This is a genomic window from Streptosporangium roseum DSM 43021 (genome assembly GCF_000024865.1).
GTDB classification, from domain to species: Bacteria; Actinomycetota; Actinomycetes; order Streptosporangiales; family Streptosporangiaceae; genus Streptosporangium; species Streptosporangium roseum.
Genome location: NC_013595.1, coordinates 4,007,854 through 4,034,130 on the forward strand (window position 1 = coordinate 4,007,854; position 26,277 = coordinate 4,034,130).

Annotated in this window: 22 protein-coding genes; 13 read left to right on the top strand and 9 right to left on the bottom strand. The window is 69.9% G+C overall.

The features are described from left to right. The first annotated feature begins 75 nt into the window (after nt 1-75). Both SROS_RS17545 and SROS_RS17550 read left to right on the top strand, forming a co-directional pair. The gene (locus SROS_RS17545) at nt 76-717 is read left to right on the top strand and encodes a TetR/AcrR family transcriptional regulator (protein WP_245564662.1); all 642 of its coding nucleotides are present in this window, start codon (nt 76-78) and stop codon (nt 715-717) included. Between the two features lie 130 nt (nt 718-847). Further along, nucleotides 848-3,877 carry a Tn3 family transposase gene (locus SROS_RS17550; protein WP_012890289.1) on the top strand — a complete coding sequence of 1,010 codons (3,030 nt, stop codon included), beginning with the start codon at nt 848-850 and terminating at the stop codon, nt 3,875-3,877. 16 nt (nt 3,878-3,893) lie between these two features. On the opposite strand, the gene SROS_RS17555 is transcribed toward SROS_RS17550, so the two are convergent. Continuing rightward, nucleotides 3,894-4,286 carry a hypothetical protein gene (locus SROS_RS17555; RefSeq protein ID WP_012890290.1) on the bottom strand — a complete coding sequence of 131 codons (393 nt, stop codon included), beginning with the start codon at nt 4,284-4,286 and terminating at the stop codon, nt 3,894-3,896. Between the two features lie 456 nt (nt 4,287-4,742). After that, nucleotides 4,743-5,066: a DUF1330 domain-containing protein gene (locus SROS_RS17560; protein WP_012890291.1), complete on the bottom strand. Its 324-nt coding sequence runs from the start codon at nt 5,064-5,066 to the stop codon at nt 4,743-4,745. A gap of 188 nt (nt 5,067-5,254) precedes the next feature. Here SROS_RS17560 and SROS_RS17565 point away from each other — a divergent pair, with 188 nt between their 5' ends. After that, nucleotides 5,255-6,157: a LysR family transcriptional regulator gene (locus SROS_RS17565; RefSeq protein WP_012890292.1), complete on the top strand. Its 903-nt coding sequence runs from the start codon at nt 5,255-5,257 to the stop codon at nt 6,155-6,157. Nucleotides 6,158-6,694: 537 nt separating this feature from the next. Continuing rightward, nucleotides 6,695-7,624 carry a tyrosine-type recombinase/integrase gene (locus SROS_RS17570; protein WP_012890293.1) on the top strand — a complete coding sequence of 310 codons (930 nt, stop codon included), beginning with the start codon at nt 6,695-6,697 and terminating at the stop codon, nt 7,622-7,624. Nucleotides 7,625-7,886: 262 nt separating this feature from the next. Here the strand turns inward: SROS_RS17570 and SROS_RS17575 are convergent, their stop codons facing one another. Continuing rightward, nucleotides 7,887-8,342: a winged helix-turn-helix transcriptional regulator gene (locus tag SROS_RS17575; RefSeq protein WP_012890294.1), complete on the bottom strand. Its 456-nt coding sequence runs from the start codon at nt 8,340-8,342 to the stop codon at nt 7,887-7,889. A gap of 97 nt (nt 8,343-8,439) precedes the next feature. On the opposite strand from SROS_RS17575, the gene SROS_RS17580 reads away from it, so the two are divergent. Then, entirely contained in the window at nt 8,440-9,627 is a 1,188-nt protein-coding gene (locus SROS_RS17580; RefSeq protein WP_012890295.1) for a thiolase family protein, read from the top strand. 76 nt (nt 9,628-9,703) lie between these two features. Here the strand turns inward: SROS_RS17580 and SROS_RS17585 are convergent, their stop codons facing one another. Continuing rightward, nucleotides 9,704-11,095 (bottom strand): tetratricopeptide repeat protein, encoded by a 1,392-nt coding sequence (locus SROS_RS17585; RefSeq protein ID WP_012890296.1) that lies wholly within the window; start codon nt 11,093-11,095, stop codon nt 9,704-9,706. Between the two features lie 323 nt (nt 11,096-11,418). On the opposite strand from SROS_RS17585, the gene SROS_RS17590 reads away from it, so the two are divergent. From SROS_RS17590 to SROS_RS17610, 5 genes are all read left to right on the top strand, one after another. Further along, nucleotides 11,419-12,249, top strand: coding sequence for a helix-turn-helix transcriptional regulator (locus SROS_RS17590; RefSeq protein ID WP_245564663.1), 831 nt, complete (start codon nt 11,419-11,421; stop codon nt 12,247-12,249). 44 nt (nt 12,250-12,293) lie between these two features. Continuing rightward, nucleotides 12,294-13,256, top strand: coding sequence for a quinone oxidoreductase family protein (locus SROS_RS17595; protein WP_174435255.1), 963 nt, complete (start codon nt 12,294-12,296; stop codon nt 13,254-13,256). A 325-nt stretch (nt 13,257-13,581) separates the two neighbouring features. Continuing rightward, nucleotides 13,582-14,619, top strand: a complete 1,038-nt coding sequence (locus tag SROS_RS17600; protein WP_081453141.1) for a zinc-dependent alcohol dehydrogenase family protein — start codon at nt 13,582-13,584, stop codon at nt 14,617-14,619. Nucleotides 14,620-14,640: 21 nt separating this feature from the next. After that, nucleotides 14,641-15,018 (top strand): DUF2255 family protein, encoded by a 378-nt coding sequence (locus SROS_RS17605; RefSeq protein ID WP_012890300.1) that lies wholly within the window; start codon nt 14,641-14,643, stop codon nt 15,016-15,018. Between the two features lie 2 nt (nt 15,019-15,020). After that, nucleotides 15,021-15,998, top strand: a complete 978-nt coding sequence (locus tag SROS_RS17610; RefSeq protein ID WP_012890301.1) for an aldo/keto reductase — start codon at nt 15,021-15,023, stop codon at nt 15,996-15,998. A 25-nt stretch (nt 15,999-16,023) separates the two neighbouring features. On the opposite strand, the gene SROS_RS17615 is transcribed toward SROS_RS17610, so the two are convergent. Continuing rightward, entirely contained in the window at nt 16,024-17,229 is a 1,206-nt protein-coding gene (locus tag SROS_RS17615) for a YncE family protein (RefSeq protein ID WP_218919865.1), read from the bottom strand. 428 nt (nt 17,230-17,657) lie between these two features. Between SROS_RS17615 and SROS_RS17620 the strand changes: the two genes are divergently transcribed. From SROS_RS17620 to SROS_RS17630, 3 genes are all read left to right on the top strand, one after another. Continuing rightward, nucleotides 17,658-19,601, top strand: coding sequence for an FUSC family protein (locus SROS_RS17620; RefSeq protein ID WP_012890303.1), 1,944 nt, complete (start codon nt 17,658-17,660; stop codon nt 19,599-19,601). Nucleotides 19,602-19,810: 209 nt separating this feature from the next. Then, nucleotides 19,811-20,179, top strand: a complete 369-nt coding sequence (locus tag SROS_RS17625; protein ID WP_012890304.1) for a BlaI/MecI/CopY family transcriptional regulator — start codon at nt 19,811-19,813, stop codon at nt 20,177-20,179. Nucleotides 20,180-20,693: 514 nt separating this feature from the next. Further along, nucleotides 20,694-21,704 (top strand): coiled-coil domain-containing protein, encoded by a 1,011-nt coding sequence (locus tag SROS_RS17630; RefSeq protein WP_012890305.1) that lies wholly within the window; start codon nt 20,694-20,696, stop codon nt 21,702-21,704. 187 nt (nt 21,705-21,891) lie between these two features. On the opposite strand, the gene SROS_RS17635 is transcribed toward SROS_RS17630, so the two are convergent. From SROS_RS17635 to SROS_RS17650, 4 genes are all read right to left on the bottom strand, one after another. Further along, the gene (locus SROS_RS17635; RefSeq protein ID WP_012890306.1) at nt 21,892-23,298 is read right to left on the bottom strand and encodes an RICIN domain-containing protein; all 1,407 of its coding nucleotides are present in this window, start codon (nt 23,296-23,298) and stop codon (nt 21,892-21,894) included. A gap of 110 nt (nt 23,299-23,408) precedes the next feature. Further along, nucleotides 23,409-24,089 carry an SGNH/GDSL hydrolase family protein gene (locus SROS_RS17640; RefSeq protein WP_012890307.1) on the bottom strand — a complete coding sequence of 227 codons (681 nt, stop codon included), beginning with the start codon at nt 24,087-24,089 and terminating at the stop codon, nt 23,409-23,411. A gap of 4 nt (nt 24,090-24,093) precedes the next feature. Then, nucleotides 24,094-24,873 (bottom strand): SDR family NAD(P)-dependent oxidoreductase, encoded by a 780-nt coding sequence (locus SROS_RS17645; RefSeq protein ID WP_012890308.1) that lies wholly within the window; start codon nt 24,871-24,873, stop codon nt 24,094-24,096. Next, nucleotides 24,870-26,240 carry a DHA2 family efflux MFS transporter permease subunit gene (locus SROS_RS17650; protein WP_245564664.1) on the bottom strand — a complete coding sequence of 457 codons (1,371 nt, stop codon included), beginning with the start codon at nt 26,238-26,240 and terminating at the stop codon, nt 24,870-24,872. Before SROS_RS17650 ends, SROS_RS17645 begins: the two co-directional genes overlap by 4 nt. Nucleotides 26,241-26,277: the final 37 nt, after the last annotated feature.

Below are 26,277 nucleotides of genomic sequence, written 5' to 3' on the forward strand. Positions count from 1 at the left end.
GATGACGACACTAACTCTCCAAAACATAGCATTGCTATGTAATGTGAGATCATGTCTAGGACGAAGGATCCAGGTGTGCGCGCTTTCCTGATCGACCGTGCCGCGCAGATGCTGCGCGCACGGCAGCCGATCAGTCTCCGCTCCCTTGTCGCCGGAACCGGCGTGTCGACGATGGCCGTCTACACCTACTTCGGCGGCATGGACGGTTTGTGGAAGGCGATGCGGCAGGAAGGCTTCATCCGACTGGCAGCCAGGCTCTCCAGAGTCACGATGTCCGAGGATCCGGTCCAGGACCTCACCTCTCTAGGCGCCGCTTACGTGACCAACGCTCTGGACGAACCCGACCTCTACCGTGTCATGTTCGATGCGAACTTCGACCTCGAGGACCCCCAGGCCGCCGATGACACCCTGCACAGCCTCGTCCACGCCGTCCAACGAGGCAAAGCCATCGGCCGCTTCCGCAGCAATGTCGACCCCCTCACGCTCGCAACCCAAAGTTGGGCCATCGGCCACGGACTGGTGTCGCTCGTGGCCACCGGCCCGCTCCCACGTGAAGCACTCGCGTACGGGATCCCCATGTTGACCGCCCTCTTCGTCGGCGCAGGCGATGACCCCGACTCATGCCCCCAATCAGTGGAACGAGGCTGGGGGCGGCTCTTGCCTGAACCGGCAACAAGCCGGAGACGACAAGTGCATGATCCACAAGACACACCCTAGTGTCCACGGACCGTTGAGGGATCTTTCTTTGATCGTCGGACGTGCGTGATCGTGCACGGCCAGTATTGATCCGGATTCGTGGGGTTTGCGGCGGCGTGGCCGACCGCTTCGCGAGAGAGCCGGATGTCGCATGGCGCGTGTGCTGGACGAGGACGAGCTCGTTGGGAACTGGACGCTGGTCGGGGATGAGCTGGATCAGCTGTCAGGCCGGCGGGGCGTGACCAAGCTCGGGTTCGCGCTCCTGCTGCGGTTCTATGCGCTGAACGGCCGGTTCCCGACGGGCCGCGCCGAGCTTCCCGATCAGGCCGTCGCCTACGTCGCCCGGCTGGTCGACGTACCCGCCTCAGAGCTGGGGCTGTATGAGTGGGACGGCCGGACGATCAAGGATCACCGCAAGGACATCCGGAAGTACTTCGGGTTCCGCGAGTGCTCTCTCGCTGATTCCGACAAGGCCGCGGACTGGCTGGCGGCCCAGGTCTGCCTGAAGGAGCGGCAGGTCGACCGCGTCCGCGCCGAGCTCCTGGCGCATCTGCGCCAGGAGCGGATCGAGCCGCCGGCGCGGGACCGGATCCGCCGGATCATCGGGACAGCGCTGCGGCAGGCCGAGCAGACGCAGACCTCCCGGATCTCCAGCCGGATCCCTGCAGAGGCCGTCCCGCAGCTGCTCGCCCTGATCGCCAAGAGCACCGATCCCGGTGACGGACCCGAAGACCAGGACGAGGACGACGGCGCGTTGTTCGGCGCCGCCGAGGCCGCCGCGGTGGACGTGTTCGCGGTGATCCGCGAGGAGCCGGGCAACGTGAGCGTGAAGACGATCGAGCGGGAGGTGTTCAAGCTGACCGCGATCGGCAAGGTCGGCCTGCCGGACAACCTGTTCGCCGACGTCGCTCCGAAGGTGCTGGCAGCCTGGCGGGCTCGGGTCGCGGCCGAGGCGCCGTCGCACCTGCGCTCGCACCCGCACGACGTCAAGGTGACGTTGCTGGCCGCCTACTTGTACTGCCGGTCCCGTGAGATCACCGACACTCTGGTCGACCTGCTGATCGCGACGGTGCATCGGATCAACGCCCGCGCCGACACGAAGGTCATCAGTGACTTCGTGGCGGAACTGAAGCGGGTGTCGGGCAAGGAGAACATCCTGTTCAAGATGGCCGAGGCCGCGCTGGAGTCGCCGCAGGCGCGGGTGGAGGACGTCATCTACCCGGCGGTGCCGGGCGGCTACAAGACGCTGGTCCAGCTGCTGCACGAGTACAGGGCGAAGGGCACCTCCTACCGGCAGCACAAGCAGCGGGTGTTCAAGGCCTCCTACACCAACCACTACCGGATCGGCCTGATCCAGATCCTGGAGGTGCTGGAGTTCGGGTCGACGAACACCGTGCACACGCCCATGGTGCAGGCCCTCACCTTGATCAAGCGGTACAAGGCCGAACAGTCCAACCGGATCAAGTGCTACGCCCTCGGCGAGCACGTCCCCGTCGACGGGATCGTCCCGGCCGAGCTGGTGGAGCTGATGTACCGGGCCGACAGCACCAAGCGGCAGCGGATCCTGCGCACCGTGTACGAGTGCGGCGTCTTCCAGTCCCTGCGCGAGAAGCTGCGCTGCAAGGAGATCTGGGTCCACGGGGCGGACCGGTGGCGCAACCCCGACGACGACTTGCCCAAGGACTTCGAGGCCAATCGCACCGAGAACTATGCCAAGCTCCGCAAGCCGCTGGACCCGCAGGTGTTCGTCGATCAGCTGCGCGAGGAGATGGACACCGAGCTGTCGGCGCTGAACGACGCCCTAGGTGGCAAGGGCCTCACGTGGTTGAAGATCGCCGAACGGCGCAACGCCGGGGCGATCCACCTCACCCCGCTGGACGCTGCCCCAGAGCCGCGCAACCTGCGCCGACTGAAGGCCGCGATCCGGGACCGGTGGGGCGTCGTCCCGCTGATGGACATGCTCACCGAGACCGCCCTGCGGACCGGCTGCTTGAACGTCTTCACCCCGGCCGGAACGCAGAACCACCTGGACCCGGCCGTGTTGTTCGAGCGGCTCCTGCTGCTGATCTACGCCTACGGGACGGGGACCGGGATCCGCGCGGTCGCCGCCGGCGACCACCCGCACACCGAGGACGACCTGCGGTACGCGCGCCGCCGCTACCTGACCGTCGAGGCCTGCCGCGAGGTCGCCCGGGTCATCGCCAACGCGACCTTCGCCGTCCGGCAGGCTGCCCTGTGGGGCGTGGGCACGACCGCGGTCGCCTCGGACTCCACCCACTTCTCAGCTTTCGATCAGAACATCTTCACCGAGTGGCACTCCCGCTACCGGCGGGCCAAGCGCGGGGTGCTGATCTACTGGACGGTCGAGGTAGGTGGGTCGATGGCCGTGCACAGCCAGCTCATCAGCTGTTCAGCCTCCGAGGTCCACGCGATGGTCGAGGGCGCGATGCGGCACGGCACCGACATGGATATCGAGCAGAACTTCGTCGACTCCCACGGCGCCAGCTTCGTTGGGTTCGGGATCACCAGGCTGCTGGACTTCGACCTGGTCGCCCGGTTCAAGCAGATCAACAAGATGAAGCTGTACGTGCCAGGCCGCGGCGAGGACTTCTCCTACCCGCTCCTCAGCCCCGCGCTGACCAGGCCAATCCGGTGGGACATCATCACCCAGAACTACGACATCATGATGAAGTACGCCACCGCGATCCGGCTGCGGACCGCGTCCACCGAGGCCCTGTTGCGCCGATTCACCAGCGAGACCACCCACCCGGCCTACGCCGCGATGCTAGAGGTCGGCCGCGCCCAGCGCACGATCTTCCTCACCCGCTGGCTCCGCGACCGCGATCTCCAGCGGGAGACCGAATCCGGATTGAACGTGGTGGAGAATTACAACGGCGTCAACGACTACATCAAGTTCGGCAAGCGCGGCGAACTCGCCTCCAACCGGCGCGAAGAGCAGGAGCTGGGGATGCTGTGCCTGCACATCCTCCAGTCGGCCCTCGGCCTGATCAACACCCTGATGATCCAGGACACCCTCGCGCTACCCGAGTGGGAGAACGTCCTGACCGACGCCGACCGGCGCGGCCTCACCCCGCTGTTCCACACCAACATGACGCCCTACGGCGAGATCCAGCTGCGCACGGACCGGCGCCTCGACCTCACCGACCTGCCGACCGCGTAGCGGGCCGCACCCGCAGTCAGGACCCGCTGCGGGTCCATTGGGCGCCCCTGACGTTCTGATGGACGTGGTGGGCGTGGTGGAGGGGCAGCGTGCAGTACCCGTAGTCCCCGAGGGGGATGGTCGGATGGGGCTCTCCGCACGTCCGCAGCGCGCCGATGTCTTCCTCGTCGTCAAAGCAGTCGGCGTCATAGAAGCCTTCCTCCTCACGGTTGGCCAGGCATTCGGCGAGGATGTCGCGGGAGCCCTTCGAGGCCAGCTCGCCGATCAGGGCGTCCTTGCCCTGGCCGTCGTTCTCGAAGGAGTCGTTGAACTGGATGGTGGGCTCTACCACCCCATGCAGATTCTTGTAGGGGCCGATCCACACCCGCACCCTGGGCAGGTCGGCGCGGGTGCTGGTCCACCGCACCACGCCGTCGCCGGCTCCAGTGCGCCATCCTGGCGCAGCCAGGCGCGCCCCTGGGCTACTTCAACAACAGAAGAACCGCAGATCGAAACCCCTTGAAAGAGGTCTTGACCTGAGGTTCTTCAAACTCTGAGTAGCCCCGATGGGGCACACGGCAGATGGATGCAGGATCCGCCCCTGGTCATTCGAAGCCGTGTGTTCGCTGGACCGATCTGTCGTGTGAGAAGCGGTTCGCGGTTCGCTTCGGGCGAGGGTGAGTTTCGTCGACGAGGTCAGCGAGACAGTCCCGCTGCCCCGGACGGCGCGTCGCTTCTTTCGATCCGCCCGACAGGGATCAGGCTGTCGAGGACGTCGACGACGAACTGGGACGCGGGGCATGGCTTCGAACTCGTCTCGTGAGTCGTCGTTCAGCACCGTGTGCGTATCAGGTGACGGATGCTCAGCGATGGCTGGGCCCGCCGGTCAGTAGACGCCTCCGATGATGCGGAAGTCGCGCTCGACGCCTTCGACGATGCGGAAGTCGCGCTCGAAGCTGTCGGGGAGGGCCACCAGCGCCTTCTGGTATGCCTCGCTCTCGTATGCCGCGACGGCCTGTTCAAAGCTGTCGAACTCGATCAGAACGACGCGTTGCGTGATTCCGGCCTCGTGGGCGACGACTCGACCGCCAACGGACAGGACGCGCCCGCCCCCAGCCTGGACAGCCGCACCGGCCAGCTTGTCGTAGGCAGTCAGCCTCTCAGGGCCGGAAATGGCGGGGTAGACACTGACCCAGTAGCCCTTAGCCATGGAAACCTCCTGTGTTCGGCCGGACACATCCGACTTCGAATTGACACTCAGATCGATCGATCCCGGCGACCGGTACTGCGGTCAGTTGAATCGTCATACGCGCAGGTTAGGGCTTGATGTGCGGTCGAGGGAAAGATCGGTACGGGATAGACTCAGAACGGATCGTTATCAATCGGCAGGGAGGGTACGTGGCGCCGGATACGGTGAGCCTGCGGTACTTCCTGGTGCTGGCGCAGGAGTTGAACTTCACCCGCGCGGCCGCACGGATCGGTATCGCACAGCCCGCACTCAGCGCCCGGATGCGCCGATTGGAGGCGGAACTCGGTACGGCCCTGCTGGTCCGCAACACGCGTAGCGTCGTATTGACCACGGCCGGTGCGGCTTTGGCGGAGTCCGCGCCGCCCGCGCTGGCGGCGCTGGACCGGGCATGGGACACCGCCCGGAGCGCGGCGGCCGGTGAACTGGGCACACTGCGCATCGGATACAGCCTCAGCGCCGGGGCCGAGACGGCACCCGCCCTGGTGGACAGGCTGATTCGCGGCAACAGCGGACTCGAGGTCGGCGCGGTCCCGATGGCGACACCGGAGATCTCCCCCGCGGTCGCCGACGGCCGCATCGATGCCGGGATCACCCGCGGTGAACAGCCGGGCCGTGGCGTGCGCCGGTTCCTGCTGCGGCGTATGCGCGTCGGGGTCCAGCTGGCGCAGCATCATCCGCTGGCCGAACACCCGGAGATCGAGATCGCCGCCGCGGCCGCGTATCCGCTGCGACTCCCGGACCGTGCGGCCAACCCCGTGATCCACGATCAGCTGTCCGCACTGTTCCGAGACACCCGACCACACCCTCGATTCCACACGCCCGCAGTTTCTTTCGACATGTCTCAGCGCGACCTGCGCGACGGGGTCACCCTCGCCCCGGCCGGAGAAGCCGCGGCCACGGCATCCCCGGCCGGTCTCACCTGGCGACCGCTGCGGGGCGCGCCCAGCCTGACGATCCACCTGGTCCTCCCACGCGAGCAGTCGCCACTACACCGCCGCATCCGTGCCGTCGCCAAAACCCTGGCGCACGAGCTGCACTGGCTGTCGGACTGACGCGCAAGAGGTCAAGCGAGACGGACGCCTGCGGTGGCCAGGCCGAAGACCTTACGCCCGGCGGACTTCGCGGTGATGACGACGGCGGTCTTGCTGAATGTCCGACACGACCTCGCTACGCCGGCGGATCAGCATCCGATGATGGCCCCGGGTCCGGTCCGAGTCGTACACCGCGGCGACGTCCTCGCCCAGCCCGAGATCTCGGCGGATACCGCGCCTTCGCCGACGCCGAACCGGACAAGCACGGGTAACCGGCGGGCACGCCCGCCGTCAACGGCGTCCATGACGTCGGTCAATGCTTAACGCCAACCACTGTTCCATTGCCAGTCCCGAGGTCGGCGTAGGGGTTGTGCTCCCTGATCATGCGAAGCATTCGCACCACTGAAGACTCCATCACGATCTCCGCTCGGGGGCCGGCTTCGTATTTCTGATATTATCCAATATCAGAAGCCATGCACCAGGGTCAGCTTCTGATATCGCGGCACTGGGCTACGCTTAGCCCAGCGAAACCACTTCTGATATTGCGAGGGGGGCCATGTGGGGCGGCAACACCAAGCGGTACCCGAGGCGTTCACCACGATCCACGCCGCCTATGCCGCGGCACTCGAACGCGCCCCGCTGGATGGCGACACCCGACGCGCCTACGACTCCCGGGTGCGAACCTTCCTCGCCTGGCTCGACGCGAGCGGTCTGGACAGCGACCCTCTCACCGACGCCCACGACCGCGACTTCGCCGTCCGCGACTACAAGACCCACATGAAGACCGTCCTGCATCGGGCGTCGAACACCGTGAACGCCCACCTCACCGCGCTGGACCACTTCTTCTCCCAGCTCGGGCTCGGCCCCGCGGTCGTCCGCCGCGACGACGCGCCCAAACTCGCGCCCCGCGCCCTGGACGCCCGCCAGCAGAAGCGGTACCTGCGCGCCGTCGAACGCCGCCCCCTCGCCCGCGACCGCGCGATCGGCCGGCTGCTGTTCTACTCCGGCGTCCGAATCGCCGAGCTCGTCGCCCTGGACGACAACGATGTCCCGCTCTCGGCCCGCAAGGGCAAGGTCATCGTCCGCTCTGGCAAGGGAGAGACCTCCCGCGAGATCCCGCTGTTGGACGGCACCGCCCGCGCCTCGGTCACCGAGTGGCGCACCGAGCGCGCGTCCTGGCCCGGCGCGACCGACAACCCCGCCCTGCTCCTCAACCGCCGCGGCGGACGCCTGTCGACCCGGGCCGTCGACCAGCTCGTCGACGAACTCGCAGCCGACGCCGACATCCTCGACGAAGCGGGCGCCCTCGCCCTATCTGCCCACATCCTCCGGCACACCCTCGCCACCAACCTGCTGCGCGCCGGCGTCGACATCGTCGTCGTCGCCGAACTACTCGGTCACGCCCGCCTCGACACCACCCGCCGGTACACCCTGCCCACCCACGCCGACCTCGAAGACGCCGTCGGACGCCTCCCCACCGATCAATAGGGCACCGCTGATCTGGGCGAACTCAAACGGGTGTACCTGGTTGCACGACTCTTACCGATACCCCGACACGCCGGGCACGTGGTGACCGGGGTCGGGGCGGCGTCCGGCCATGACCCGCGCCGACGATCCAGCGGCTCGTGCGGCTCGTGCGGCTCGTGCGGCTCGTGCGGCTCGTGCGGCCCATGCGGCCCATGCGGCCCATGCGGCCCATGCGGCTCGTGCGGTTCTGTGGCCGGCGGTGGCAGCGGGTGGCGAGCGGGTCTCAGGCGGGCAGGGCGCCCGCGGGTCCCCAGCCCGGGGTCTGGAAGCGGGCGGTGAGCGAGGTCTCCGCCACCTCCTCGCCACAGGCGCGGCAGACCACCACCGGGTCGAGATCGCTCCCGCAGGAGTGCCGGAACACCACCGACGGGCGGTCGGTGAGATGCCGGTCGCCCCAGCTCATCAGGGTGAGCAGCACCGGCCGCAGTTCCCGGCCCGCGTCGGTGAGGTGGTATTCGGAGCGGGGCGGGCGCTCGCTGTAGGGGACCTTCTCCAGCACGCCCGCCTCGACGAGGGCGCGCAGGCGCGTGGCCAGGATGTCGCGAGGAGCCCCGATGTTGCGGACCATGGCGTCGAAGCGCCGGACCCCCCAGAAGACCTCGCGGAGCACCAGCAGGGAGTACTTCTCGCCGATCACGCCGAGCGCGTCGGCGATCGAGCAGGGACGGGGGTCGCGCATCCGCCCAGTTTAGGACAGTGCATTTGCTTATCAAACCGACCGGGTTATAGTTCATCCAGTTTTCCAACTGACTGGCTGACCCAAGGAGTCGATGGACATGCGCGACGCCGTCATCGTGGAGGCCGTACGGACTCCGATCGGGAAGGGGAAGCCCGGCGGCGCGCTCGCCGGAGTGCACCCGGTCGACCTTCTCGCCCACACCCTGCGCACCCTCGTCGGACGCTCCGGCGTCGACCCGGCGCTCGTCGACGACGTGATCGGCGGCTGCGTCGACCAGGTGGGCGAGCAGGCGATGAACACCACCCGTTACGCCTGGCTGTCGGCCGGTTTCCCGGAGTCTGTCCCGGCGACCACCATCGACCGCCAGTGCGGCTCCTCCCAGCAGGCCGTCCACTTCGCCGCCCAGGGCGTGATCTCGGGGGCGTACGACCTGGTCGTGGCCTGCGGGATCGAGTCGATGAGCCGGGTGCCGATGTGGTCCAACGTGCCGCCGGGCGCCGACCCCTTCGGCCCGGGGCTGGCGGCCCGCTACCCGGAGGGGCTCGTCCCCCAGGGCATCAGCGCCGAGCTCATCGCGGCCAAATGGTCGATCGGCAGGGAGGAGATGGACGTCTTCGCCACCTCCTCCCACCGGCGCGCCGCCCAGGCGCACGCAGACGGCCTGTTCGACGCCGAGCTCGCGCCTGTCGCGACGGACGCGGGCACGGTGACCGCCGACGAGTCCGTACGGCCGGGCACCACCCCCGAGATCCTCGCCGGGCTCCGCCCCGCCTACGCCGACCCCGCCTACGCAGAGCGCTTCCCGCAGATCGAGTGGTCGGTGACCGCGGGCAACGCCAGTCCGATCAACGATGGCGCGTCCGCTGTGCTGATCGCCTCCGGCGAGACCGCGGCCCGCCTCGGACTGCGCCCGAAGGCGCGGCTGCACAGCTCCGCGGTGACCGGCTCCGACCCGCTGACCATGCTGACCGGCATCATCCCGGCCACTGACAAGGTGCTGCGCAGGGCCGGGCTGCGGCTGGACGACATCGACCTGTTCGAGGTCAACGAGGCCTTCGCCGGCGTCGTGCTGGCCTGGCTGCGGGAGACCGGCGCCGACCCGGCCAAGGTCAACGTCAACGGCGGCGCCATCGCGCTGGGCCATCCCCTCGGTGCCAGCGGGACCCGCCTGATGGCCACCCTCGTCAACGCCATGCACCAGCGCGGCGCCCGCTACGCGCTGCAGACCATGTGCGAGGCCGGCGGCCTGGCCAACGCGACCATCCTGGAGGCCGTCATGGCCTGACGGCGGGCCCGTCTCCCGGAGCCGGCCCGCCGCCGGGCGGGCGGACGCCGGGTCCGGGGCCCGCCTGATCGGTGGATCACCGGAACGGGAGGGCCGCCTGCCGTACCAGCTCCTCGGCCCGTGCCCGGGCGGCGGCCCGCGCGCCGAGGTCGTCGGCCACCGCGCTCTGCTTGAGCCAGTTGAACGGGCTGCGCGGCCGGATGCTGATCCGCTCGCTCACCAGCACCCGGGCCTCGCTCCGTCCCGCCCGGATCGCGGCCTCGACGAGGGTCTTGTGGACCGCGTCGCGCTGGGCGTGGCTGCCGCCGAACTCGTTGATCCGGTGCCTGATCGGGTGGAGCAGGTCGACGACCCCGCCGTAGTCGCGCCGTCCGAACGCGACGAGGGCCCGGCAGACGGGCAGGCCGACCCGGGCGGTCATCGCGTGGTTGGTCGTGGCGTGCTCGCCCGCCACGTAGTCCTCGCGGCCGGCGATCAGCCTCTCGGCCTCGGCGATCCGGCCCGCGCCCACGTAGGACATGACGGCGTGCATGTCGTTGAAGGCGTAGAACGGCTCCTCCATCCTGGGCACCCAGGTGTCGGAGAGCACCTTCCACCGCTCCGTCTGGTCGCCGCCCTCCAGGTGGAGGCGCCAGAGCAGGGCCGCGGCGTCGAGCATCTCCATCGCGGTCTCCCCGCCCGCCAGGACGGAGTCGTAGATGTCGAGCACCCGTCCGGTCGCGCCCGCCTCCAGGGCGTAGAGGGAGTAGTGCCACCAGGTGTGCACGTTGAAGAACGTGCCGGTGGACCAGTCGGCCAGCCTGTCGTCGAGGTAGCGGACGCCCTCGCCGAAGCGGCCCTGCATCTCGTAGGTGTGCGCGACGGCGTGGACGCCCCACACGTCCTTGGGGTTGAGCTCCACCGCGCGCAGGCCCACCTCCTCGGACCTGTCGTAGTGGCCCGCCTCCTCCAGCCCGAAGGCGTACATCCCGAGGAGGTGGCCGTAGTGCCTGTCGTCCTCGCCCCAGGCCGACAGCGCGCCCCCGACCCGGTCCCGCAGCGCCCGCGCGTCGCCGGTGAGGAAGTCGATCTGGTGCCCGGCGATCAGCGCCAGCGCGTCCCTCGGATGCTCCTCGGTGATCCGTCCCAGCAGGGTCCCGCAGGTGAGGAGGTCGCCGTCCAGGAGCGCCTGTACGGCATGCACGTGCGCTTGCTCGCGGGACGGCAGGGCCGTCACGTCGACGCCGGAGCGGAACCGCGCGAACCTCTCTCGCGCGCGCCGCGCATCCGCGGGCTCGGTGGTCAGCAGGCCGAGGTAGGCGGCCAGGACGTTGCCCATCGGGAAGCCGGGGTCCTCCGCCAGCGCCGCCTCCGCCTCGGCGTCCACCTCCGCGCGGAAGTGCAGCAGTTCGTGGACGGCCCGGTCGTAGTGGCGGGCGGCGGCGTCGCTCGCGGAGCTCATCGCCAGCCCGTGCTCGTCCTTGTGCATCGGCCCTCCCGGATCGGCGTGCGACGCCAAAATATCAGACCAAACAAGTAGGAAATATGTTGATTTTTGTCGAAAAGCCCCCTGAAAGCGGGGTTCGAGGCGCAGCTCACAGCGGGGGCGCTCGCTCAGCTCGACGGCGATACCACGCCCAGCTCATAGGCGATGGCGACCGGCCGGACCCGGTCCGAACGCCGGGCCCCGGTTGGAAGGAGCTGGTGGGGAAGATCCGGGAACGGCGCTGAGCGCGCACGATCAGTGGCCACCGTCTTGCCGGCGAGATCACTTTCGGCAGCCGAGGTCGACAGTCGCCTATGGTGTGCTCCGTGAAAGCCAGTCAATCCCGCCGTGACCAGCTCAAAGAGTTCCTGCGTGCCAAGCGGGAGGCCCTGCACCCGACGGACGTCGGCATGCCCGACGCGGGGCGCCGCCGTACTCCCGGGCTGCGCCGGGAGGAGGTGGCGGTGCTCGCCGGGGTCGGGGTGTCCTGGTACACCTGGCTGGAGCAGGGGCGCGACATCAAGGTCTCCGGCGCGGTGCTGGACGCGGTCGCCCGCGTGCTGCGGCTCGACGAGGCGGAGCGGACGCACCTGTACGTGCTCGCCGGGCTGAATCCGCCGGACCCGGCGGGGCAGCCGGGCGCGCCGGTGAGCGGGCAGCTGCGCGGGGTGCTGACGGCGTGGATGCCCAACCCGGCGCACGTGCTGGACCGGCACTACAACCTGGTGGCGATGAACGACGCGGCCAGGTGGGTGTTCGGCTTCGACGACGACGTCCGCAACTGCATGGTGGCGTTCTTCACCCACCCGATCTACCGCGGCCGGTTCACCACATGGCAGGAGTTCGCCCCGGACATGGTGGCCGACTTCCGCGCCAGTGCGGCCCGGTACCCCGACGACCCGGTCTTCGGGCGCATCGCCGAGGAGCTGTGCGCGGCCAGCCCGGAATTCGCCGAGCTGTGGGCGCGGCCGGACGTCCGATCCCGTTCCCAGGGGATCAAGGCGATCACCCACCCCGAGGCGGGCGACCTCGTCTTCGAGTACTCGCTGTTGCGGCTCCCCGATCGCGCGGACCTCAACGTGGTCCTGCACACCCCGGATCCCGACACCGACACCAAGGAGAAGGTGGAGAGCATGGTGGTGGTACACCCAGGATGAGCTGACACTGCCTCGCCGCAAGCCGTCCCGGCATGCTCGACGGCATGAAGGCAATCACGATTCCCCGCTTCGGCGACGCCGACGTCCTCCGCCTCGACGAGATCGAGATCCCCGAACCCGGACCGGGACAGGTGTCCGTCGACGTGGCGTACGCGGGCGCCAACTTCGCCGAGATCCTCTACCGGCAGGGCGTGGTGGACGTGCCGCTGCCGTTCGTGCCGGGCATCGAGGCAGCCGGCCGGATCCGGGCGCTCGGTCCCGGCGTCGAAGGGCTGCGCGTGGGTCAGCCGGTGGCCGCGCTGACGATCGTCGGCAGCGGCGGCTACGCCGAGGTGGTGACCACCGCCGCGGACCTGGTGGCCCCGCTCGACGGCACCGGCCTGGAGCCGGGCGTCGCGGCGGCGCTGCCGTCCAACAGCACCACCGCGTTCCTCGTGCTCGACCGGGTGGCCCGCATCGAACCCGGGGAGAGCGTGCTCGTGCACGCCGCCGCCGGAGGCGTGGGCAGCCAGCTCGGCCAGGCCGCCCGGTCGCTGGGCGCCGGCCGCGTGGTCGGCACCGTGGGCAGCCCCGCCAAGATCGAGACGGCCAGGTCGTTCGGCTACGACGAGGTCGTGCTGCGCGAGGAGGTGGCCGAGGCCGGCCGATTCGACATCGTGGTGGACATGGTCGGCGGTCCCGCGCGGCGGAGCAGCCTGGACCTGCTCGCGCCGATGGGCCGGCTGGTGGTGATGGGCAACGCCTCCGGCGCCGAGGACGTCGGCATCCCGGCCAACGAGCTGTGGTTCACCAACAAGACGGTCTCCGGGTTCAACCTGGCGGCCTTCGCCGCGGCCTTCCCCGCCGAGACGGGCCGGGCCCTGCACCGCGCGGTATCCGCCACGGCGAGCGGGGAACTGCGGGTCCAGGTCGAATCCCTGCGACTGGAGCAGGCCGCGGAGGCACACCGCCGCATCGAGGCCGGCCGCACCACCGGCAAACTCGTGCTCGAAGTCGAACGGAGCTGAGCGAGCGTCACAAGATCCTCAGGCGCGCCACACCGGCCCACACTCCCCATGACCGGGTCGACGCCCCCTGCAGACGCAGGTCGGGGCATGACGAGCGTCCGACGGGTTCCGCCGATGGCAGACGGCGGTAGCGGTGCCCATTCACCTCCGCTCCGGCCCAGGCCCGCCTTTTTTGTGCGGGGCCGCACGGAAGGAGCGGCCCCCGGCCACCCCACCCACCCTCGCCGCTGCAGGGCGGATTTACCGGTAACAGACCTGGACCAGGCGTGCCGGTCAACCGGCCGCGGGTAGGTCCGACCACGAATACAAGATAGGGAAAACTCTGATGCGAGCTACTTTCATGTACGGTGCCGGTGACGTGCGCGTGGAGACCGTGCCGGACCCGGTCCTCCAGCAGCCCACCGACGCGGTCGTGCGCATCGTGCGCTCGTGCGTCTGTGGCAGCGACCTGCACCCCTACCACTCCCTGCCGGCTTCGGAGCAGGGCACCCCGATGGGGCACGAGTTCCTGGGCGTGATCGAGGACCTCGGCCAGGAGGTGTCGGGGTTCAAGCGCGGTGACCTGGTGGTGGCGCCGTTCGCCTATTCGGACAACACGTGCGTGTTCTGCCGCGAGGGTCTGCACACTTCCTGCCTCAACGGCGGCTTCTGGGCCGTCGGCGGGGTGGGCGGCGCCCAGGCCGAGGCGATCCGCGTGCCGCAGGCGCAGGGCACGCTGGTCAAGCTGCCTGTAAACGAGGACTCGGAGCTGCTGCCGTCGCTGCTGACCCTGGCGGATGTGTACGGCACCGGCTACCACGCCGCCAAGCAGGCCGACGTCAACGCGCGTACCACGGTGGCGGTCATCGGGGACGGCGCGGTCGGGCTGATGGCGGTGCTGTCGGCCCGGCGGCTTGGCGCGGAGCGGATCATCCTGATGGGCCGGCACGAGGACCGGACCAAGCTGGGCGTCGACTTCGGCGCGACCGACGTGGTGCCCGAGCGCGGCAGCGAGGGCGTCGAGCGGGTGCGGGAGCTGACCGGCGGGGAGGGCGTTCACGCGGTGCTGGAGGCGGTCGGCTACATGAACTCCTATGAGACGGCGGTCGGCGTGGTCCGTCCCGGCGGCGTGATCAGCCGGGTCGGCGTGCCGCAGTACGAGGACGCGCCGATCGGGTTCGGCAGTCTGTTCGGCCCCAACATCACGCTGACCGGCGGCCCGGCCCCGGTGCGCGCCTACATCGAGGAACTGCTGCCGGACGTGCTGGAGGGCCGGGTGGAGCCGGGCCGGGTGTTCGACCGGACGATCGGCCTGGAGCGGGTGCCCGACGGTTACCGGGCGATGGACGGCCGCACCGCGCTGAAGGTCCTCATCCAGCCCTGACCCGAAGGAGGACCATTCGCGATGGCCACCTGGACCAGCGACGAACTGACCACGATCGGCGACGCCGAAGAGCTGGGCCTCGCCTCCCGGCGGGACGACGGCACGCTGCGCCGGCCGGTGACGATGTGGGTCGTCCGCGTCGGCGACGACCTGTACGTCCGTTCCATGAACGGCCGCTCCGGCGCCTGGTACCGCGGCACCCAGACCCGCCGCGAAGGCCGCGTCTCGGCCGGCGGCGTCGAGGCGGACGTCACCTTCGCCGACGCCGGCCGCGCCCTCGACGACGAGATCGACGAGGTCTACCGCACCAAGTATCGCCGCCACGGCGCCAACATCATCGGCGGCGTCGTCAACCCCGACGCGCGAGCCGCCACCATCAGACTCGTCCCCGAAAGGTGATCATGAAGCACACCGCCCTGAGAGATCTGGACGTCTCCCGCCTCGGCCTGGGCACGATGGGCATGTCCTTCGGCTACACCGGCGCGGGCAGCGACGACGCCGAGTCCACCCGCACCATCCACCGGGCGCTGGAGCTGGGCGTCACGTTCCTCGACACCGCCGAGATCTACGGCCCGTACGTCAACGAGGAACTGGTCGGCCGGGCTCTGAAGGGCCGCCGCGACCAGGTCGTGGTGGCGACCAAGTTCGGCATGGTCTCGCACGCGCACGGCGGCCCAGGACAGCTCGACAGCAGCCCGGCCAACATCCGCACCGCCGTCGAGGGCTCGCTCAAGCGTCTCGGCACCGACCGCATCGACCTGTACTACCAGCACCGCGTCGACCCGGACACTCCGATCGAGGACACCGTCGGCGCCCTGGCCGAACTGGTCGAGCAGGGCAAGATCCGCCACATCGGCCTGTCCGAGGCCGGCCCGGAGACGATCCGGCGCGCCGACGCCGTGCATCCGGTCACCGCCGTGCAGTCGGAGTACTCGCTGTGGACCCGGGACGTGGAGGAGCGAGTGCTGCCGGTGCTTCGGGAGCTGGGCATCGGCTTCGTGCCGTACTCGCCGCTGGGCCACGGCTTCCTGACCGGCGCGATCCGCTCTCCCGAGCAGTTCGACGACACCGACTGGCGCGCCACCAACCCGCGCTTCGCCGGCGAGAACTTCCAGCGCAACCTGCGCCTGGCCGACGAGGTGCAGGCCGTCGCCGCCGAGGCCGACGCCACCCCGGCGCAGGTCGCTCTGGCCTGGCTGCTGGCCAAGGGCGAGCACATCGCCCCGATCCCCGGCACCAAGCGGGTCGCCCGCGTGGAGGAGAACATCGCCGCCGACGGCATCGAGCTGACCGCCGAGCAGATCGCCAAGCTCGACAACCTTCCGCCGGCCGCCGGCGAGCATCACAACGAAGAGCAGATGCGCATGATCGAGCACTGAGGCGGTCGCTCTGTGAGGGCGCCCGTCACCCCGCGGCGGCGTCCAGGGAGCCGATCACGTCCTCGGCGACCTGTCCCAGCCGCTCACGCTGGGGGAAGTCGCCCACCGGCACGCGGGCCACCTCGCGCGCGGTGTCGTAGTCCACGACCGAGATCGCGTCCTTCTCGCTGAGCGACACCGAACAGTGCCGGCCGTCGGCGGCGGTGGCCGTCCAGTACGGCAGGCTGCCGGTGTCGTAGTGCACGTAGCCCCGCGTGGTCAGCCCGGGGCGGTCGACGATCGCCACGTAGTCGTCGATCGTGCCGGCCACGCAGAGCTTGCCGCCGTCCGCCGACATCGCCATTCCGTGGTGCGCGGAGTTCTGCGGGTAGTCGTCGGCGGCGAGCCTCCCACCCGCCTCGCTGAAGGGCATCTCCACCTTCCGGGTGATCTTCCCGGTGGTCAGGTCGACCTCGGCGAAGCCGTTGAGATAGGAGAACTGGGCGTACATCGTCCGGTTGTCGGGAGTGAACACCGCCGGGCGGATGCCGTACTCGAAGGTGTACTTCCTGATCACCTTCAGCGTGGCGCCGTCCACGACGGTGAGCTGCCGGGCGCCTTTGAGCGCGTTCAGCGATCGGGGCAGGGAGGTGACGCCGATGCTGGAGTTGTACAGGAGGCTGCCGTCGGGGGAGTAGTCGTTGGCGTGCGGATAGGTGCCGGTCGGGATGTCGGTCACGAGCCCGCCGGTGGCGGTGTCGATCACCTGCGCCGCGGAGGCCGTCGTCGCCGACACCACGAAGTGCCTGCCGTCGGCGGAGAGCGCCGCGTGGTCGGCCTTGAAACCCTCGATCTTGTAGCGCCACAGCATCCTCCGGCCGGCGATGTCGAAGGCGACCGCGTCCGACAGGTTGCCGCGGGAGACGTACAGCGTGCGCCCGTCGGGGGAGACCGCCATGTCGTCGACGAGCTTGCGGTATCCCTGGATCCGGTTGACCGCCTCGTACCCCGCGCGCTCGACCGGGTTCATCGCCCTCAGGCGCTCGTCGAGGTCCGGGACCGCGTCGAACGAGCCCAGGTTGCGGTAGGTGCGGCCGTCGACGAAGCTGACCGTTCCGCCCTGGGCGTTGCCCACCAGGAGCACCTCTCGCAGGGACGCCGACCGGGCGGCGGTGGCGGGGCCGATGAGGGCCGCCAGCAGCACGGCGGCCGCGGAGAGCGGCATGACGGATTTCAGGGAAGGTGCGCGCACGGTGTCGCCGTCCTCTCGGTCGATGGGCACTTCCGTGAGCTCGCGCCGCGGGACCGGTCGCCGTGGCCGGTGGCGGGAGGACGCACCCGCCCCGACGGCCGGAATCCGTTCAGGCGAGAACGCTACAGGCGCCCGCGGACGGGCGCTTGTGGGCGCGTCAGCAATTCACCCGACGGGATTGTCTCCGCCTGACAACCCGGCGGGGGAGGCGTCCGGGGTCGCCCGACGGTCAAATGTTCGTCGGTGAACGCGGGGATAAGCCGGATGGACGGGCGGGTAGGACAGCGCCCGTGAAGGGCGAAGCGAGCACCACGGGACCGCAGGCCCCGGGCCCGGCGGACGTCCGGCCGCCGTACCGCCCCGACGGGCCCTCCCGCCCGGCCGGGCCGGCCGGTCCCGGCAGACCGGTGCGCTGAGCGCGGTCAGCGATGCCACCGGTCTTCCGGCGGGCCGCCGGCCGACTGACCGACGCCGCCCCGGGCTGGCTGGTGGAGACGGTACGGCCGGCGCCGGCGGCGCTGCGCTGGGAGCCGATGCTGCGCATGGCCGTGGCCGTGACCACCCCGCTCCTGGTGGGGCTCGCCGCCGGGCAGATCGCACTCGGCCTGCTGCCCGCCATGGGGGCCATGTCCACCGCCATGGCCGACCGGGGCGGATCCTACCGGGCCAGGATCATCCTGATGTGCGCGGCCGGTTCCGCCGGCGCGCTGGGGTACCTCACCGGCGCCCTGGCCCGCGGCCAGGGCTGGTGGACCGTCCTGGTCGTGGTGGCCGTCTCGCTGGTGTCCGCGCTGCTCAGCACCGGGGGAGGCGCGGGTTCGGCGGCAGGGCTCCAGCTGCTCGTGATGACCGTGCTCGGCACCGGCATACCGCTGCCCGGACCGCCCGGCCCGCACGCGCTGATGTTCCTGCTGGGCGCGCTGTGGACCCTCGCGCTGGCGCTAGTCCACTGGCCGGCGCATCCCCGGGCCGCCGAGGAGGCCGCGGTCATCGCGGTCTACCGCGCCCTCTCCCGGCTGTTCGCCGATCGCGGCCCCGGCGCCCTGACGGCGTTCGACACCGCTCTCAAGAACGGCTACGACACCGTGCTCAGCGCCCGCTCCGCGGCGGCGGGGACGGATCCCGAGCGCACCCGCCTGGTCGCCCTGCTGAACCAGGCCTCGCTGATCCGCAACGCGCTGATCTCGCTCTGCCAGGAGGAGCGCGAGCCGCCCGGGGATCTGGCGGCCGCCGTGGAGGAGGTCGCCGACTCCCTCGCCGGCGGGCCGGAGCCGCACGCGCTGCGGCACGCGTACGACTCGCCCGCCCTGCGCGCCCTGCACTCCAGCATGCAGGGCGCCGTCGAGCTGGCCTCCGGCGGTGACATCGCGGCCGACCAGGTGCCCTACGAGCCGGTCGGGTACCGCCGGCGGCTCCGGGCGCTGTGGGAGAAGATGTGGTACGGGCACCTCACCCGCGTCTACACCATCCGGCTCTCGCTCTGCATGGGCGTCGCCGGCGCGGTGAGCGAGTTCGGCTGGTTCGAACGGTCCTACTGGGTGATGCTGACCGTCGCGCTGGTGCTCAAGCCCGACTTCGGGTCGGTGTTCGCGCGTGCCGTGCAGCGCGCGCTCGGGACGCTCGCGGGCACGCTGATCGGCACCGTGGTGCTCCTCTCGGTGCCGTACGGCCCGGCGCTCCTGATCCCGATCGCCGTCTTCGCGGCGCTCATGCCGTACGGCATGCAACGCAACTGGGGCCTGATGTCGGCCTTCCAGGCTCCGCTGGTCCTGCTCCTGGTGGACCTGCTGACGCGTGGCGGCCCGAGGCTGGCGGAGGTCCGGCTGGTCGACACCCTGGCCGGATGCGTGATCGTTCTCCTGCTGGGGTATCTGCCGTGGCCGGCGAGCTGGGAGGCGCCGGTCGGGCCGAGGTTCGCCGACGCGGTGTCGGCCACCGCGCACTACATCCGGCACGCCTTCGATCCACGCGATCCCGGCAGGGCGCTGCTCCGCCGCAAGGCCTACGACGCCCTCGCCGACCTGCGGACGGTCTTCCAGCGGGCGGTGACCGAGCCGAGGGTGGTCAGCCGCCGCGTCACCACCTGGATGCCCGCGATGACCGCGCTGGAACGGGTGGCCGACGTGACCGCGGCCACGGTCGCGCGCACCGAACACGGGGTACCGCCGCCGTCGGACGCCGCCGTCGAGGCTCTGGTGACGTCCCTGGAGGGCATCGCGGCCGACGTACGCGCGGGACGGACGCCGAGAAAGCCCGAGCTCGCCGACGAGGAGACCCTGGAGCGGGTGAACTCCGCCGTCCATGGCCTGCGCGACACCGTGTCGGGGGAGCACCCTGACGCCGGCGGCGGGGACGGCAGGGACGGAACGTGATGCGGGCCCGGAAGGCTGGTTGCTCCGGGCGGGGCCCCGCCCGGTGGCGACGCGACCTACTACGGGCGATCGGTGAAGGGCCGGTGGTGCCGGTGGCCGCGGTGCCACTGGAGGCGGGCGCGCCGTACCGGTCTGCGGTTGGGGCATGGCGGGTCTCTACGACGGCCGGTAGCATCAGATGATCGACAGGTAGATGGGAGTCGCGCGCGATGCGTGGTCTGGGAGACCTGGAGTCGGCGATCATGGACCGGCTGTGGTCCTACCGCCGGCCCGCGTCGGTCAGGGACGTGCTCGAGGATCTCCGCCGCGAGCGGGAGATCGCCTACACCACCGTCATGACGGTGATGGACAAGCTGCACACCAAGGGCCTGCTCCGCAGGGAGCCGGTCGGCCGGGCCTACATCTACCGGACGGTCGCCACCAAGGAGGCCTACACCGCCGAGCTGATGCGCGCCACGCTCGCCTCGGGCGGCAACCAGGCGGCCACGCTGGTGCACTTCCTGGAGCGCCTCAGCCCGGAGGAGGCCGCCGCGCTGGAGGCCGCGCTGAAGGTCTATCCGCCCGGGAGCCGGGCATGAGGGCCGTCGTGAAGATCCATCGGTCCGGGAGCCGGGCATGAGGGCCGTCGTGAAGATCCATCGGTCCGGGAGCCGGGCATGAGGGCCGCGGTGAAGATCCATCGGCACGGGGATCGCAGGTGACGGCTGTGATGAGGGCCATGGTGAGGGCCTGCCCGCGAACGGCGCCCCCGGTAGCCCCGGCCCCGTGCGCCGTCATCGCGGGCGCCCCGCCGCGCCCCGCGGGCCCGCCCCGCTGAGCCGCGGCTTCCAGGACTCCGCGGCAGCCGGTCCGGGCGTCCACCGGCGGCCTTCCCTGAAGGAAATCGCCATCGACAACGATGAGTCGTAGTGGCGTTGATAGGCCAAGTCAGAGCGATTTCAGGGGAAATCTCTCCACTCAAGTCACTGAATGTCTGATTTGGCACAACGGTCGCCCTAGGGGCATCATCCTCTACTACCGTCCATCGGACGAAGGGCGTCCCGGCTCGACACGCCACAGCCGGCGCCCCACACCTCAGAGGAAGGGAGAAGCGTGACGGCTGCGTCCCGCGGGATTCGACGTCACGACGTACTCCGAGCCCTGATCTCCGCGCTCACCGCCGTGATCCTGTGCGCCTGTCTGGCGTCGGCGGGTCAGGCCGATCCCAAGCCCAGCGCCAAGAAGCTCCGCAAGGAGCTGGCACAACTGCAGAAGCAGTCAGAGGCCATGATCACCGAGTACTACAACGGCCGGATCGAGCTGCAGAAAGTGGAGAAGACCGAAAAGGTGGCGCGGGGCAACCTCAAGCGCGCGCAGCAGGAATTCGACCGGGCGGCGGCGGAGATCCGCATGCTGGCCGTCGAGCAGTACCGCAGCGGCGGGATGGGCGTGACCCTCGCGCTGCTGGAGAACCCCGATCCGAGCGCCATGCTGAACCGCCTGGCGCTCACCCAGCAGATCGTGAGCGAGCAGGACGCCAAACTGCAGGGGTTCGCGAAGGTCCGTGACTCCCACCGGGGCGCGCAGACGATGGCCGAGCAGCGCGCCGCCGCGCTCCGCGCGTCGCTCAAGAAGCTCGACGGTCAGAAGAAGCGCGCGGAGAGACTGATCGGCCAGATCAAGGACAGGATCGACCAGCTCTACCCCACCCCGGGGCTCAGGAGGGCCGACGGCACGTGGGTTCCCCAGCTGCCTTCGGGCCCGGACAACATCACACCGCGGATGCGGCTGGTCCGGCAGCTGATCGCACAGCGCTTCGGCCCGCGGTTCGGCATCGGCTGCTACCGGGCCGACGGCGGCATCGCGGGCGGCGGGGAGCACCCCCTCGGCCGCGCCTGCGACTTCATGCTCAGCCGCGGAGGGGGCATGCCCTCCGGTGCCGAGACCCAGCGCGGGCACGAGATCGCGGCATGGGCCGTCAAGAACGCCCGGCGGCTCGGCATCATGTACATCATCTTCCGCCAGCGGATCTGGCACGTCCGCACCGGCAGCTGGCGGACCATGTCCGACCGCGGCGGCACCACCGCCAACCACTTCGACCATCCCCACATCTCGGTCTACTGATGTTCGAGGTGGCTGACCCGCGGTCACGCAGGCGGTTGTCCCTCTGAGGGCACATCCAGGGCGCATTCCGGATCTGCCGAGGTCCGTGCTCACCGGACTCCCCACGGTCCGAGCGCCGGGCGGGCGAATCGGGGAGGAGAACGCGCCGGGACCGGCCGGCGCTTCCGTACCGGCCGGTCCCGAGAGGTCAGACGGGTTGCTGTTCCCAGATCTGGGCGGGATTGCCGTCGCAGGGATACTGCTGGACGTCCGTGCCGTTGGCGACGCCGGCCCCGGCGACGTCGAGACACTGGCCACTGGCCTTGACGCTGACGATGTACTGGTTGTTTCCCAGGGGGGTGAAGTACCAGTCCTGGGCGTCACCCAGGTTGCAGTCCCAGATCTGTACGTTGCTCCCGTCGGCCACGCCGGCGGCGGCGACGTCCAGGCACCTGCCGCTGACGGGGTTGACGTACCGGTAGGTGCCACCTGCCCCGCCGGCCGATCCGGAGGGCGGGAACAGCTCGACCCGCGAGTGGGCCTTCATCGCCTCGAAGTTGGCGTTGTAGGCGTCGTACAGACCGGACACGGTCGTATTGCCGACCTTCCTCAACGTCAGCTGCACCTCGTCGGCGCCGCGGAGTGAGCCGTTGGTCATGTTCGGGCTGCCCGTCCAGACCGTCTTCGCTCCGTACGAGTCCCTGACCAGGATGTACTTGGAGTGGACGAAGGTGGACGTGTAGGTCGCCTTGTCGTTCCAGGTCGTCACGCCCGCCGCCTGGAGCTGGGTGATGACGGAAGGGCTCTCGTCGGTCACGACCTGGACCTCGCAGCCGCGGGTGACCGCGGAGGCGAGCGCGGCGATCACGGGACGCTTGGGCGGGCTCTCGCGGGACCAGTCCGGGACGGCGATGCGGATGCTGCCGTGGTTGGCGCCGTCCTTGCAGTCGGTGCCCTTGATGAGGGAGACGACCGGGTCGCCGCTGCTCTTGGGATAGAACTGCACGTCGGAGTCATTGGGGGAGCTGACGTATCCACGTTGGGCCCAGTAGTTGTTGTCACGGGCGGTGTTCGTCCACAGGTCGGTGAAGAAGCCGCGGAGGTTGGCGGAGAACAGCGAGTCCCACGGCAGCCCGCCGTAGACGACGGCGTTGTTGGCGGCACTCCAGCCGCCCGCGTACTTGGCCCAGTTCTGCGACGTCACCAGGATGACGTTGCTGACCCCGTCCGTCTGGTCGAAGATGATGAACTTGCTGTGCTGGTCGTAGGTGCCGAAGCAGCCGCCGCCGCTGTCACCGCCGACCACCGTCCCGCACTTCTTGATCCCCGACGTCGTCCCGTTGAAGGCGGTCTGCAACTGGGTGATCGAGCTCTCGGCGGCGTACCGTCCGCCGATGACGAGCTGTACCTTGACGCCTCGTGCGGCCGCCGCGGCCAGGGCGACGCGGATCGGGTTGGGCTCGGTGCCGTTGTCCTCCTTGATGGCGAAGGCCGCGACTTTGATCGTTCCGGTGGCTTTGTTGATCAGGTCCACCGCCTTCGCCTCGATGGAGCGATCGTTCGGCAGGGTGAGGATGACCTCACTCGCGACCGCGGCATGGGCCGGTCCTGCCATCACGGTGATCATGCCTGCCGGTAACAGTAACGTGCAGAGGAAAGCGATCCAACGTCGCACGGACAAACCTCTCGTCGAGGGATTATTTGCGCACCCTAGAGGAGAGTTGATCAAGCCGCTATGGGCCATGGTAAGCAGGAGATGTGGCCCCAGCCTCTAGTGAAATCATTCATGTTGTGGCTGAGCCTCCCCTCGTAACGTGGAGACCTGGGGATCGACGCGGGCACGCCGGCCGCGAGCGGTGGTGCGTGGTTGATGCGGGAGTGGGGGCCTGCATCGTCGAATCCGGGGCTGACGCCGTCGGCTCCGCCGAAGGGAGACACGGTCGCGACGAGCGCGGTCAGTCCCGCTCGCCTGGCTTGTCGGGTGATCGAGGCCGGCCCGGCGATGAGCTCGTGGGCGCCGTGGGCGGTGCCCACCCCGTCGGTGAGTGAGTCGCCGAAGGCCGCGACCACGTGGCGTCCTTCGGGAGCCTCGATGTCGATGCCGCTCAGGTAGAAGCGGGGTTCCACCTCTTCGGCGCCCGTCAGGTGCGTCCGGGAGACGGCGTCGGTGTCAGGGGTGATCGAGGATCGGGTGTCGTGCGCGGCCACGTGGGTGCGGGCGACCGTGAGGGGTTGCTTGCCGTACCGGTTGCTGAGCCGTACCCGCAGACGATCACCGGACCCGCGCAGGCGCACGATCTGACGGAGCGTCTGATCGCGGAAGGCGCGTGAGGGGTAGATGAGCGTCATCGACTCGTACGCGCTGACCGGGGCGGATCTGAAGGCCGCCGTCCATGCGGTGGTCATGTGTTCAGCCCTCCAGGGAGCTCAGCAGGTGGCGGGTGAGGTCGCTGAGACGCGCGGCGGCCTCGGGGGAGAATGACGGGTGGTCCAGGCTGATCGGCTTGCTCTGCATGAAGGCGCTGAGCGGGGCGGCGGGTGGGTCGTCGATGCGGGCGATGATGGGTTTGACGCCTTCGGCGACCGGCGCGCCGTACCTCTTGAGCGACTCGACGTGGGCGGCGGTGACGGCGTCGTACTCGCCGCGGAACGCGGTGGACACCGGCCCGGGGTTGATCAGGACATATCGGGTACGGCTGGCCGCCCGTCCGGCCGCGAAGGCGGCACCGAGCAGGTCGTTGGCGCGCCCGGCCTGCATCTGGGCCGCCACCCCGTCGTAGCCGCGATCCAGCATCGGATCGTCCCAGTGGATGCGGCCGATCGGGACGCCGGGTCCGGACACGTTGACGATGACCCCGAGATCGGTCAGGCCGTGGCTGAGCAGGTGGCGGCTCAGGTATTCCAGCGCGAAGGTGGCCTCGAGTCCCTCGGCGGTGACGGACCGGGTGGAGCGGAAGTGCCGAGCGCACAGCACGAGTGCGTCGACGGCCGGGCAGGTGGCGTTGATCTCGTCGATGACGCGCCGGTTCTCGCTGACCAGGCTCAGGTCGGCCGCGATGAGGTGGGCGCCGGGGAGGGCTTTGTCCTTTTCGCGGCCGACGATGACGACGGTGTCGCCGCGGCGCAGGTAGGTGCGGGCGAGCTCTCTGCCCATCCCGTCGGTGCCGCCGGTGATCACGAGGGTCTTCAAGGGGATGCCTTTCCGGTCAGGGCGGGTTCACGAGAGGGCAGGAGGGGGATGACGGTGAGAATGATCACGAGCATCGCGAGGGCGAGCCAGAAGATGCCGTGGAAGCCGACGATCGGGTCGCCGGCGATCTGCAGGACGAGCGTGACCACGGCGACGCCCAGTGCGGCGCCGAGCTGGTTGAGCATGTAGAGCACGGAGCTGCCCTGCGCCACCAGCGGGCCGGGCAGGCTGCGGTAGAGCGACCCCATGGTCGGGGCGCTGAAGCAGCCCATGCCGAGCCCGATCGCCAGCGCGGCCAGCACCGGCCAGATCTCGGCGGTGCCGGCACCGATGCGGGTGAAGGCCAGCGCGCTGAGCCCGGCCAGGATCGCGCCCGCCGTGGCCAGGCCGCGGGCGCCGAACCGGTCCGACAGCCGTCCGGCCAGCGGCATGGCTATCGCCCCGCCCAGGCCCGCGGGAGCCATCAGCAGCCCGGCGGCCAGCACGCCGTGCCCGTGCACCTGCTGGTAGTACAGCGGCAGGGCGAACAGTGTGGCGAAGTTGGCCAAGCCGCCGAGCCCCATGATGGTGACGCCGGCGACGAAACCGCGGCCGGCGAACAGCCTGGGCTCGATCAGGGGCGGCACGCGGCGGGCCCGCAGCGCGTGCACGGCATAGCCGGCAAGCAGTGCCGCGCCTGCGACCAGCGGAAGGGCGACCTGCCCGCCCTGCTCGGCCGATTGCGACAGGGCCAGCACCAGAGCCGCGAAACCGGGGGCGAGCAGGGCCAGGCCCAGGACGTCCAGCCGGGTCCGCGCGTGGTCCGCAGGTGTCTCGTCGGGTACCACGCGCCGCGCGAGCAGGTAGGCGAGCACGCCGACGGGCACGCTGAGCAGGAACATCCAGCGCCAGTTCAGGGCGTTCAGCACGGCGCCGCCCGCGACCGGCCCGAGGACCGGCCCCAGCGAGAGCACCACTCCCATCAACCCCATCACCCGTCCCGCGTGTCGCGGTCCCGCGGCGCGAGCCAGCAGAATCAGCACCAGCGGGTCCAGGATCCCGGCGCCGACGCCCTGAAGGGCCCGGAAGGCGATCAGGCTGCCGACGTTCCACGCCAGCCCCGCTGCCAGCGAGCCCACCACGAACACCGCCAGGCCCGCCAGCCAGAGCCGTTTGCCGCCGAACCTGTCGACCGCCCAGGTGGTGAACGGGATGGTGGCGGTGACGGCGAGCAGGAAGCCGGTCGAGGCCCAGCCGATGGTGCTGAGCGAGGTGTCGAAGGCGGTGGCCAGGGTGCCGGTGGCCACGGCCGCCATCGTGCTGTTGAGAATGCCGAGCAGCCCGCCGAGCAGGATCACGGCGATCATCGCCAGGAGTCGGGGATCCAAACGATCGTCAATTGAACTCACGAGTTCAACATAGTTA